This window comes from Bifidobacterium sp. (assembly GCF_022640935.1).
Taxonomy (GTDB): domain Bacteria; phylum Actinomycetota; class Actinomycetes; order Actinomycetales; family Bifidobacteriaceae; genus Bifidobacterium.
Genome location: NZ_JALCCV010000047.1, coordinates 1 through 11184 on the forward strand (window position 1 = coordinate 1; position 11184 = coordinate 11184).

10 protein-coding genes and 1 pseudogene are annotated in these 11184 nt (G+C 62.8%); 8 read left to right on the forward strand and 3 right to left on the reverse strand.

Annotated elements, in window-relative coordinates; all coding sequences use genetic code 11:
* The 4 genes from rplL to LKG04_RS08430 all read left to right on the forward strand — a co-directional run.
* A partial coding sequence (gene rplL / locus LKG04_RS08415) for a 50S ribosomal protein L7/L12 (RefSeq protein WP_291763804.1) occupies positions 1-364 on the forward strand: 364 nt, incomplete at its 5' end.
* 312 nt (positions 365-676) lie between these two features.
* Positions 677-2203, forward strand: coding sequence for an FHA domain-containing protein (locus tag LKG04_RS08420; protein WP_291760080.1), 1527 nt, complete (start codon positions 677-679; stop codon positions 2201-2203).
* A gap of 7 nt (positions 2204-2210) precedes the next feature.
* Positions 2211-6158, forward strand: a complete 3948-nt coding sequence (locus LKG04_RS08425) for a helicase (RefSeq protein ID WP_291760077.1) — start codon at positions 2211-2213, stop codon at positions 6156-6158.
* Positions 6155-6355: a hypothetical protein gene (locus LKG04_RS08430; RefSeq protein WP_291760074.1), complete on the forward strand. Its 201-nt coding sequence runs from the start codon at positions 6155-6157 to the stop codon at positions 6353-6355. The genes LKG04_RS08425 and LKG04_RS08430 overlap by 4 nt, the downstream gene beginning before the upstream one ends.
* 77 nt (positions 6356-6432) lie before the next feature.
* Here the strand turns inward: LKG04_RS08430 and LKG04_RS08435 are convergent, their stop codons facing one another.
* The 3 genes from LKG04_RS08435 to LKG04_RS08445 form a co-directional block, all read right to left on the reverse strand.
* Positions 6433-7083 (reverse strand): flagella basal body P-ring formation protein FlgA, encoded by a 651-nt coding sequence (locus LKG04_RS08435; RefSeq protein ID WP_291760071.1) that lies wholly within the window; start codon positions 7081-7083, stop codon positions 6433-6435.
* Positions 7084-7218: 135 nt separating this feature from the next.
* Entirely contained in the window at positions 7219-7416 is a 198-nt protein-coding gene (locus LKG04_RS08440; protein ID WP_291760069.1) for an FmdB family zinc ribbon protein, read from the reverse strand.
* A 58-nt stretch (positions 7417-7474) separates the two neighbouring features.
* Positions 7475-8152, reverse strand: coding sequence for a 5-formyltetrahydrofolate cyclo-ligase (locus tag LKG04_RS08445; RefSeq protein WP_291760066.1), 678 nt, complete (start codon positions 8150-8152; stop codon positions 7475-7477).
* A gap of 129 nt (positions 8153-8281) precedes the next feature.
* Between LKG04_RS08445 and LKG04_RS08450 the strand changes: the two genes are divergently transcribed.
* The 4 genes and pseudogenes from LKG04_RS08450 to LKG04_RS08465 form a co-directional block, all read left to right on the forward strand.
* On the forward strand, positions 8282-8884 hold the full coding sequence (locus LKG04_RS08450) for a GNAT family N-acetyltransferase (RefSeq protein ID WP_291760275.1): 603 nt from the start codon (positions 8282-8284) through the stop codon (positions 8882-8884).
* Positions 8885-8962: 78 nt separating this feature from the next.
* Positions 8963-10201, forward strand: coding sequence for a hypothetical protein (locus LKG04_RS08455; RefSeq protein ID WP_291760063.1), 1239 nt, complete (start codon positions 8963-8965; stop codon positions 10199-10201).
* A gap of 239 nt (positions 10202-10440) precedes the next feature.
* A complete protein-coding gene (groES, locus tag LKG04_RS08460; RefSeq protein WP_291760059.1) occupies positions 10441-10734 on the forward strand; it encodes a co-chaperone GroES in 294 nt (97 codons plus the stop codon).
* A gap of 208 nt (positions 10735-10942) precedes the next feature.
* A pseudogene (locus LKG04_RS08465) lies at positions 10943-11184 on the forward strand (hypothetical protein); the annotation flags it as partial.

Genomic DNA, 11184 nt, shown 5'->3' on the forward strand with positions numbered 1-11184 from the left:
CGAGGAGCTCCTCGACGCGTTCAAGGAAATGACCCTGGTCGAACTCTCCGAGTTCGTGAAGTCCTTCGAAGAGGAATTCGACGTCGAGGCCGCCGCCCCGGTCGCCGCCGTTGCCGCCGCTCCGGGTGCCGCTGCCCCGGCCGAGGAAGAGAAGACCGAATTCGACGTCGTGCTCTCGTCCATCGGCGACAAGAAGATCCAGGTCATCAAGGCCGTCCGCGCCATCACCTCGCTCGGCCTGGCCGACGCGAAGGGCCTGGTCGACGCCGCTCCGAAGGCTGTGCTCGAGAAGGCCAGCAAGGAAGACGCCGAGAAGGCCAAGGCTCAGCTCGAAGAGGCTGGCGCCACCGTCGAGCTCAAGTAGTCGTTGCGGCTATGGCCGCAGACCCAAGGAGTCGCATCGCCCCGTCGTCCGTGATCAGTCACGGCGGCGGGGTCTTGCGTTATGCCAGGGAATGACAGCGGGCCGGGGCCGGCGGATACCGCGATGATCCGCCTTCGCCCGGCCTCAAGATCCGCGCGGGCAATCGGCAGTGAGCCGAAAACCGGCGTCGAATGCGCGAAAGTTGTCAATTCATCAGGGTAATCCGCGAGGTTCTCCGCAAAACATGACACAATGGCACATAGTGTCGTGAATGGGATCGTGTGCATACAACGGGAAAGGAAGGCCGGTACGGTGTCAGAACAGCGGTGGATCGTCAAAGGCAATGGTACGCAGCAGCTGGAGGTTTCGCCCGGGCACAGCGTGGAAATCGGGCGCAAGCCGCTCAGGCCCTTGCCGGACGACGGCTTTGAGCGCATGGAGATCGAAGACAAGTCCCGGTCCATGTCCAAACGGCATGTGGTGCTTTCGGTCAGTGAGAATGGTTCGGCTGTGCTGCGCGACCTCAATTCCACCAATGGCACCTATGTGGTGCGCGCGGACGGCGCGCTGATGCGTGTGGAAGGCGGCGTCGATTTCCTGTTGCCGACTTCGCCGGTGCGTATGCAGTTCGGCGATGTGCCGGTCGATTTCATCCGCGTGGAAGAACCGCCTGAGCGCGGCGAGGAGACTAAGCCGAAAGTGGCGGATCTCTTTGCCTATGCAGCATCTCAGGCCAAGCCCAAGCCTGATGTGGCTGCGATGTCGGTGGACGACATCCTCAATCTTCGAGCAGGCGAGCCTACGACGGCGTTGCCCACCAGCACGGTTGCAGCCAAGGTGAACGAGCTCAAAGCTTCGGCCGCGCGCTCATTCCTGCCGGCCCATGAGGCGGCGGATGCGGTGGAATCCGCGGATGCCAGCGAAGAAGCGGGGGAGGATGCCAGCGAAGACGCCGAGAAGGAAAATCCGGCCGCCGAGCACGAGCATGATTCCGCCGACATTCCCGGCGCTGCGCCTCAGGATGATGCGAATGGCGTCTCGAATGCCGAATCGGGCAACAGCAGCAACGAATCCGACGTTTCGCGCGGCGATGCTTTCGAGAATGGCGCTGGGCGCATGATGCACGCTGGCTCCGGTGTTGTGCGAGACGGCAACGAAACCGGCGAAGGGCAGCCGGCCGACGACATGCGGAATGATGCGAATGGCGGACCGGAGGACGTCCGGCAACCATCTCCTGCAGATGCCGGACAGGATGATTTCCCCATGGCAGGGCATGTCGTCGAACGTATGTCGGTGAACATCATGCGCCCCGGGCAGCAAGCCGCGGCTCCGCGTGATCTGTTCGTCGACGCGCTCGCACAGCCAACGGACAATGCGCCTGCGGACGCCGCTGGCGACGGGAACGGCCGCGATGAAGGCGATTCGCCGCGTGATTCCGCCGATGCCGCGATCGAAGTGCATGACGTGTTCGGGACCAGAACGCCCCAACGTGGCGCGCGGCCCATGGATGGTGAGGCGCATGCGGACGAAACCGCCGTATTCAAGCCTGCGTTCGAGCCCGGATCGGTGTTCGAACGGGTTTCACGGGGGGATTTCGGCAAACGCGAGCCGGCGGTCGAAGTTGATGGCATGACTTCCGACGAGGCGAAACGGACCGCTGACTTCACGAGGCAATTCGAGATGGCACGGCGGCCGCAGCTGCTGCCCTTCCTGGCGATGAACCCGTCACTGTATGACGATCTGTACGCCTGGCTTTCGGCGCTCGGCGACAAGGACATCGATGCGGCGCTTTCAAGGAATTCCGGATATGAAGAATACCGCACCGCGGTAGGGAAGTGAGCGGGGTATGAGTGAAAGCAGTGCAGCTACGCGATCCGTGCCCGGATTGGATCGTTTGCGTCGGTGGCGCGAGGAATACCGCAGGAGTCTGAAGCCTTCGCCGCTCGAAGATGTCAACCAGCTGACCGCGCAACTCGATATGACGCATGCGCATCCTTCGGGCATCGCCCAGTTGTTCGCCAGCGGGCAGGCGGCATTGGACGCGTTGTTCCGCGATGCAGGAATGCTGCGCGCCGCCGGACGCCGGCTCGAGCGTGTGATGGACGACCAGTCGGCGAAGATGCGGATCAGCGGCCTCGCGCCCTTGTCGTTGATCGTCGGCGTGGCCAAATGGAAGGGCAATGGCGTGCCGGTGCTCATGTACCCGGTCGAGGTCAACCGCAAGAAAAACGGCCGTGAGACCGATGCCACGATACGGTTCACCGGGCATGTGAGGCTGAATCCTGATTTCGTGGCGGCTCTGCGCGAGCAGGGCGTCGATCTGGACGAGGCTGCCCTTTTCGACGGCGCGAATTACGAGAGCGGCACGCCGGAGACTTCGGCCGTGTTCGAAGCCATCACAGCAGAGGCCGTCGGGGCGTTTCCAGATTTCGACATCGAGCGGGACATCATTCTGGGCTGCTTCCTCGATCCGGCCGCGCAGATACTGCTGGAGTCTCGCAGTATCATCGCCGCCTTGGAACACGGCGGAAGCGGCAACGCGGCATTGGACGCTTTGGCGGGAGACGCGGATGCTGCGGCCTCGCTCAAAGGCGAGGCGCCTTTGTCATACAGCCCGTTCGACGGTGATCCGCATAGCGAATTCGAGATCGGCGATGTCGACAACACCGTGCGGTATGCCGCGAATATGGCTGCCGTCGGCAATTCCCTGTTCGTAGATGTGTCTGCCGGGTGCGATACCGCGCAGGAGTCAGCGGCAATCGCCTCCAGGTGCGTGATGAACGGGCGCAGCGTGCTTTATGCGCCGTGCGTCGGCGAGCAGAAGCGGCGTTTCATGGCTGCGGTCAATGCCAGCGGCTTGGGCGGTCTGGTGCTTGACGCGACCGACGAGCATATCAACCGCAGCATTGATCGTCAGCTCATCGAGGCGGTCGGATTCCAGCCGGGCGTGGACTCGACGCGTTTTGACCAGCTTTCCGATGAATTGGTCGGGGTCAGATCGCGTCTGGCGCGCTATTTGGGCGATCTTCACGGCGTAAACGAGCAGTGGGGCGTCTCCGCATATCAGACGATTCAGAATCTGGCGACCATCGCTGTGCTCCCCACTCATCCGACGACTCATGTGCGGCTGAGCAAAACATCGGCGCACGCTGTCGGCGAGCATATGGATGAATGGAATGACCGGCTCAAACGCGCTGGAGAATTGGGCGAATACACAATCGGGCCACAGGATACGGCATGGTATGCGGCCTCCATAATGAGCGAGGACGAAGCCGTCAAGGCCTACCAGCGCGCTTCGGACGTGCTGCGCAAGCTGTTACCAGTCACACGCGACCAGGTCGCATCGACCGTGCAGACCTGCGGATTCCCGATTCCTGCCACCGCCCGGGAATGGAGCCGCCAAGTCATGGTGCTGCGCAACCTGCGCCGGGTGCTTGACGTTTTTCAATCTGAGATATTCGAGCGCGACATCGATGCGATGATCGAGGCGAGCAAGCCCAAGGCGCTGCGCAAGGCCGAGGGCACATCCATGGGCTTCTGGGAGCGACGTCGGCATATCAAGGAGGCCAAAAGCCTGCTGCGCGTCGGCGCGCAGGTGGAGGACCTGCATGAGGCGCTCAAAGTGGTCGCCAGACAGGCCGAGCAGTGGCGCCTGTTCGTGCCGCATGGCGGCTGGCCGGTGCTGCCGGCGAGACTCGATGCCATTCTCGAGACGCAAGAGGCGCTGATGGATAGCCTTACGGCCCTTGATGCCGTGCTTGCTTCCACGCCGCAGGGCGCAAACCTTGAGGCCCTTGGCTTTCAGTCGCTTGAAGAGCGGCTCAAGGCGCTGTACGACGACCGTATGGCGCTGGACACCTTGCCTGGCCGGTGCGTTCTGGAGCAGGAGTTCGGACGCGTCGGTCTGAGCGAGCTGGTCGAGGATCTGCGCAACCGGCATGTCGACATTGATGCGGTGGAAGGCGAATTGCAGTTGTCGTGGTGGACGACGGTATTCGAGGACATCGTGCGTTCCTCGGCGATTATTTCCAACCAGGATGGCTCTGCCTTGCAGGCCGCCGCAGACCGTTTCGCCCAGGTCGATGCCGAGCATGTGCGCTCCATCGGCCCCATGGTGCGTCAGGAGATGATGCGTCGCCTGTGCGATTTGCTGTTCTCCAGAACCCAGGAGGCGAATCAGCTGCATACAGTGCTGGCGGGATCGACTTCGATGCCATTAAGCCGCATCCGACGCGACCATCCGCAAATTCTGGCTGCAGCCAAGCCCATCATCGTTGCCACGCCACCGACGCTTGCTGCGATGAGCGAGCCGGCCCCGCTGTGCGATGTCGCGATCATCGACGCTGGAGCCCATCTGCCTTCGGCGCAGCTGCTGTCGATCGTCAGCCGCGCGCAGCAGGTGGTGGTTTTGGCCCACAAGGACACGGTCACGTCCGAAGCGCTCGCAGCCCTGATCGACATGCTGCCCGCCATCGCCACCGTTGCGCGCCCGGTACGGCGACATCCGGCGCTCACTGCATTTCTGCAGGAACAGGGTTACGGCGATATGCGCGTCGATGTGACGACCGAGCCGATGCAAGGGCACATCGGCTTCCACCGGATCGATGCTGTCGGCGTTCCTGTTCTTTCCAGCGGGCTGGTGGAAAGCAGCCAGCAGGAGATCGATGAGGTGATCAGGATCATCACGCAGCGCGCCGCAGGCTTCACTGTTGTGCCAGCCGGGTATGTGCTCGGCGTGGTCACGCTGACAGCGGTGTTCAGGACCCGCCTAGGCGCCGAGCTCAAATCTCTCGCTGCGAAGAACTCCGCAATGGGCAAGTTCCTGCGGCATGTGCGCCTCATGGGCATCAATGAGGTGACCGGAGCCCACGCGAATGACGTGGTCATCTCTCTGTGCTACGCCAAGACCTCGCACGGCCGTCTGCTGCAGCAGTTCGGCTATCTTGAAGGGGAAGGCGGCAAGGGCATGCTCTTGGACGCTCTGGCGCTTGCCGACCGGGACGTCGACATCGTTTCGGCGTTCGGATCGCAGGATTTGGACGACGAACGTCTGCACCAGAAGGGCCCGCGCCTGCTCAAAACGATGTTGCAATGGGTCGAGCATCGCACCGATGATCCCACGCAATTAAAGAGCGTCACGGGGTTCAACGGCTCCACGCAGTCGAATAACACCGTGCGGTCGGGTGATATGCGGCGGGCAAACGACACTGCGCTATCGGTCGGCACCGCACAGCCTTCGGCTGAGGCGGCTGCCGCAACCGACACAGCTCGGCACGCGGATCCAGATCATTCAACCGACTCGGCGCGCCCGTCCGGCGACACTCGATGGACCAGCCCTGTGCGGCTGGCTGGAGCTGTGCGGCCTTCTGATACTGGTGAACATGTGCCGGGCGCCGCACAAGTCGGCGCAGACCAGCCCGGTGCCGTGCGCCCTGGCGCTGTGCGCCCCGAGGCTCGGCAATCCGCTGACAATGTGTTGTTCAACGATCTGGCCGAACGCATTCGCGCCCGCGGGCTCGATGTGGCTGTTGACTACGGCTTCGAACGCGGGTTGCATATTCCGCTGGTCATAGGCCTCAAAGGGCGACCATTCGCGCTGGCCGTGCTCACTGATGATGCGCAGTTCATGGGGATCCAGTCCACTCGCCGGCGTCACCGCGTGCTGATGCAGGATCTTGAATCCTTGGGTTGGAGCGTCATGAGCGTCTGGAGCGTCGGCGCCTTTGTGAACCCGGACCGCGAGGTCGACCGGATCGTCGAGCGTATCAGCGCCATCTACGGTGAGCATCGATGAGCGCCTACGATCCGAAGCGTCGCACGCCGCGTATGCACAGGCGTGTGGTCAGACGCGGCGCGGAACGCTTCGATGCGGATGGCGTGAAACTCGAACCGGGCGACATGCGTCCCGACGACGAGCGCAAGGCCGATGACGATCAGCGCATCCTGAGCGAGCTGCCGCCGCACTGGGCGGTGTTCGGCGAACGAGGCTGAAGAAGAGCCGTCGATTGCCGCTGTCGTCCGGGATGGTGCCAGCCATCAGTGATTACTGGCAACGGCATCCACCAACATCAGTGTGCCACTGCCATGAGCGCTCCCATCTCCTGCGCCGCCAGCGCTTTCACAGCGTCTTGAGGCTTTAGGGCGAAGGGCACCGAGCCGCCGAGTTCTTCGCCGCTCTGGGTCGCTGTGCCCATGACCAGGGCAGAGTCGGTGATTATGCACGTGTCATTTGCGCCAGTTTTCGAATCTTCGCAGCCGAGGGAGGAAACGAGCGAAACCGTGTCTCCGGGCCGCATACGCGAGGAATCCGCAGCCAGCTGCAGTCTCACCACGGTGAAGCCTGCGGGAACAACCGGCGGCGATCTGGCCATTGCGCCGGCAATCAGCTGACCCGCCTCGATGTCAATTTGTGCGTACAGCCCGATGACATCGGCGGGGAGCCGGACTACGCCAGGCCACGGTTCGGTCTCAGGAACCTGACGTATCTCAACATCGGACGCACGGATGCGTGCGCCTTCTTTCAGCGTTCTGGCCGCAACGACTACGTCCCGCATCTGGTGCGAGGACGATACGGCCTGCAGGCCGAACAGCACGCTGAGGCCGGTCAGCAGCGCGATCAGCGCATGCCGCAGGCCAAGCAGAACGCGCCTGCGGTGCAGTGTGGTGCGTGCAGGAACGGTTGCCTGATCGTGGTTCCATAAATGAAATAAGTTCGCCATTCCCTCATGGTGAACTACATCAATGCCACGCCACCACCCGCGGCGACCTATGTGGTCGGAGGTTTGGAGTTATCCACAATCTCGGCGTTTCGTTGCGCCAGCAAGCCAGCCGACATGCCAGCATGGGCCGTGCCGCTATTTCGAGCTGCCGCCGCTTCCTGAATCCGTGCGGTAGAAGCCGTGGCCCTTGAACTCGATTGGTACGGCGGAGAACACCTTGCGCACCTGTTCCTCATGGCATTTCGGGCACACGGTGATGGGCTGGTCATCGAATGATTGGTATTCGGTGAAATCATATCCGCAATTCCTGCAACGGTAATGATAGGTTGGCAACGGTCTTCCTCCACAGGCTTACGTCAGATACTCGGCTGAAATTCAGTCCGTTCACATCCTAGTCCCGGCCCCGACACGCGCGGGTTCGCCAGCCGTGAACGCAGCTGGATGTCTCGTCCTCGTCCTCGTCCCACCACCGAAGCACGGCGTCGACTGGCACGTCGTGATCCTGCCGGGGCAGCGGTCCATGCACGACCTCCCACGGCCAGCACACGGCAAGAATGCGGGCGCGCGTATTCCGCTCGGCCAGCGCACGGTCATACCAGCCGCCGCCACGCCCCAATCGAGACCCCTGCTCATCAACGGCCAGCGCCGGGACGATGATGAGCTCAGCGTCATGCAGCGCCCGGGGCCCAAGTGTTGCGCCATGCGGCTCGCGTGGCCGCAGCCCGCCAGAGGCGGTACGCGGCATTGGTTCAAGCCCGGCCTTATCGCGCAGTTCGCCCCACCCGATCTGCAGTCCTGAACCCAATCGGGGGACCAGCATGCGCAGCCCTTGTGTCCGCAGCGCATCGATCATCGGCAGCGTGGGCACCTCAGTGCCCATGGACACGTAGGCCGCGACGAGAGCGTGCGGAGTCAAATTGGCCGCATGCCGTTCGGCCAGTCTTGCCAGCCGTTCTCCGGCATCGGTGCGGTGCGCGTCGTCGACGGCTCTGCGCCGTTTCAGCGCGGCGTGCCGCAACGCCCGCTTCGCGGCTGTGATGCCTGCGTCCTGTGTTGTGCGCTGCCCCATGCCGTCCTCCTTATGCGCCGATGCCGCCACTCGCAGCATGTGCACCTCGATTATAGGTGGCACAATGATGTCGTGCCATTATTCCGTTCATTGCGCCAAGCCTTCGGCTCCGACAGGCGCGCCATCCGCATGCCGCACGAGCTCAGGGCTCCGTCTTCCGGCGTGGCCATCCGCCTGCGGCCGCTTGCCGTGCAGGATTACGAGGAATGGAACGAGGTGCGCTGGCGCAATCGCGCATGGCTGTCGCCATGGGAGTCGGGGGACCCCGTGCACGGGCCGGGGCTGAGCTTCAATGCCTGGTTGCAGGGCCAGCGCCGGGACGAAAGCAATGGTTCCGGCGCGCTGTTCGCCATCGAATGCCAGATGCGCATCGTGGGGCAGATATCGCTTGGCGCGATCAGCTATGGTTCAATGCGCACCGGGGTGGTCGGCTATTGGGTAGACCAGCGGTATGCAGGGCGCGGGATCGCGCCGATGGCCGCCGCCCTGCTGGCGGACTGGGCGATGCGGGACCCTGACGGGCCGCAGCTGCACCGCATCGAAATCGCGATGCTGCCGCACAACGACCGCTCCCGTCGTGTGGCACAGAAGCTGCAGGCCCATCATGAAGGCATCCGCTTGAAATACATGTATGTCGACGGCCACTGGCGCGATCACGATACATACAGCTTGCTGCGCGAAGACGCTCCCGAGGGCTTTGCGGCACGTCTGGCAAGCCGGACGATCGGCTGAAGCAGCCGACACGCCCGGACGCAATCGTTCCGAATCGTCCGAAAGTCTTCTATTGTTAGGCGTATGGGTTACGAGTGGGTGAGTACTATCGTGGTTCTCGCGATTCTCGTGATCGTGATGGTCGGTTGGCTGCCCGGAAAGACGGTCAACAGCATGAAACGTGTCATCGAGCATCGCGAGGACCGGTTTTCGCCGTCGCTGCATCTGATCGACGCGCACGGCGGCACGCGGTTTTGCGATGAAGGCATGTCGGCGGTGAAAGGGGCAATTATGCAGCCAACGCAATCACGGGATTCAAAGGCCCGGCGCCGTCGCATCGCGCAGGTGCGCCGTGAACGCCATGAGGCGATTCGCCGCCGTCGGATCCTTGTGGTCGCATTGCTGGCGCTCATGATTGCTGTGGTTGGGTCTGCAGTTGTGCTTCAGTTCAGCGTGCTCTATGGTCTCATTCCTTGCGCACTGCTGATCACGGTGTTGTTGCTTGGTGCCCGCGCATCGCGGCAGGCACGGGCATGGGAGCTGCGGGTGGCGGATGCCGCTGCCGTAAGTGGCGATAGTTCAGCGGCGCATGGAAAGTCGGCTGTTGACAAGGCTGCGCTGGGTGCGGACGGTTCCCGTGCGCAATCCGCGCATGCCGTGGCGTCGTCGGCTGCGGACAAGCGTGAGGACGCTCCGACGAACGTCATGGAGCAGCGCGAGATTCGGCGTGCGCTCAGACGGGCGGAACTGGATCGGCGTGCCGCGCTGTCCCGTCGTCGCAGCGAGCCGGCCCAGGCTTCGGCGGACGATGTCGCAGCAGCCCATGGTCACGCATTCGACCTCGGCTCCGACGGCGCTGTCGACGGCAAATCCGGTGATTCCGATGCGTCGCGAACGGCTGCGGCTGCTGCTGTGCAGCCGGCCGAACGCCTCGATGACGCTACATCGCAGCTCAGGCAGATCCATGCCTCGCCGACGTTGGATGCTTTCGACATGGCCGCGCAGCAGGATCTCATATCCTTTTCGCTTGGTGCTGCCCGTAGTGGCGACGAAACCGTCGTCGAAGAACCAGAGAGCTTGGAGATCAAGTCAACGCGCCAGGTCGCCACGGCGATTGCGCAGCCAACTGATCCGGCTGCCCAGGGGACGACTGACGTGTCCGGCGACCGCGAGCCCGAAGCGGTTTCGCCCGGCGGGAACGCTGTTGACAGGGCGCTCAATGATGCACAGGCCTTCCACAAGGCCGAGGTCGAGGCCGACGTGGAGGTGCCGGACGCGAGTTCGGATTCCCTTGGCAGCAATATCGAGGCAGTGCTTGCCCGCAGGGCGAACTCGTGACATTAGGCGCGGTTTCTTTTCACCCGGTGCCTTTTAGCGCCAGCTCGTTTTACACGGTGTTTTTTCACTCGGTATCTTTTCACTCTCAGCGTTAGCACTCGAGTTGGCAGAGTGCTAATTTTCGCGCTACGATGAAGCACGAGCGCAACGGGACGATGCCGACAGTGATCGTCAGCCTCTGGAAGCGAGCCCCCGCGCGAAATAATCGATTTCTCTCACATAGAAAGAGGAGGTCCACAGTGTCGATCTCACTCACACCGTTGGAAGACAAGATCATCGTGAAGCAGGCTGAGGCCGAGACGCAGACTGCTTCCGGCCTGTTCATTCCGGACAACGCCAAGGAGAAGCCCCAGCAGGGCGAAGTCTTGGCCACCGGCCCGGGCCGCCGTGATGATGACGGCAAGCGCATCCCGATGGACGTCAACGTCGGCGACAAGGTGCTGTATTCCAAGTACGGCGGCACCGAGGTGAACTACAAGGGCGAGGATTATCTCATCGTTTCCTCGCGCGACGTGCTCGCCATCCTGAACTGATCTGTTCGGCGGTTCGCATTCGTTTCGGCCCCGGTTGGCTTCCTGCCTCCCGGGGCCGAAACATATTCCGACGCTGTTCCGTGGGCGTACCGCGCACGCCTTGGTCGCGCTTGGGGCAAAATTCGGGGGAATCCAAGGCGGACCCCAAGGTCATGACATATTCTTGGGATACTGTCGTGCGAACCATACGACGCGCACAGGGGTATTCATGACCGAACCGTTTGGAGGCACGATGTCCGCAGAATCGCAGAAGCCGCCAGGATCAGAAGCCGAGACAGGCATGGGGAACAGTGGTGACGGCGATGCCGTGCGTGATGCCGGATCTGGCACCGTGCAGGCTTCGCGGGTCATGGCGGATCTCACCGATGCGCTCGACGCAGTGCTTTCCTGCTCGCGCAATGTGGTCGAGCTGGCGGTAGCCACTTTCGTCGCCGGCGGACATCTGCTGCT

Excerpts from the sequence above, each read along its gene's own strand:
- LKG04_RS08425 (WP_291760077.1), top strand. The coding sequence starts at position 2,211 with ATGAGTGAAAGCAGTGCAGCTACGCGATCCGTGCCCGGATTGGATCGT.
- LKG04_RS08430 (WP_291760074.1), top strand. The coding sequence starts at position 6,155 with ATGAGCGCCTACGATCCGAAGCGTCGCACGCCGCGTATGCACAGGCGT.
- LKG04_RS08435 (WP_291760071.1), bottom strand. The coding sequence starts at position 7,083 with ATGGCGAACTTATTTCATTTATGGAACCACGATCAGGCAACCGTTCCT.
- LKG04_RS08445 (WP_291760066.1), bottom strand. The coding sequence starts at position 8,152 with ATGGGGCAGCGCACAACACAGGACGCAGGCATCACAGCCGCGAAGCGG.
- LKG04_RS08450 (WP_291760275.1), top strand. The coding sequence starts at position 8,282 with ATGCCGCACGAGCTCAGGGCTCCGTCTTCCGGCGTGGCCATCCGCCTG.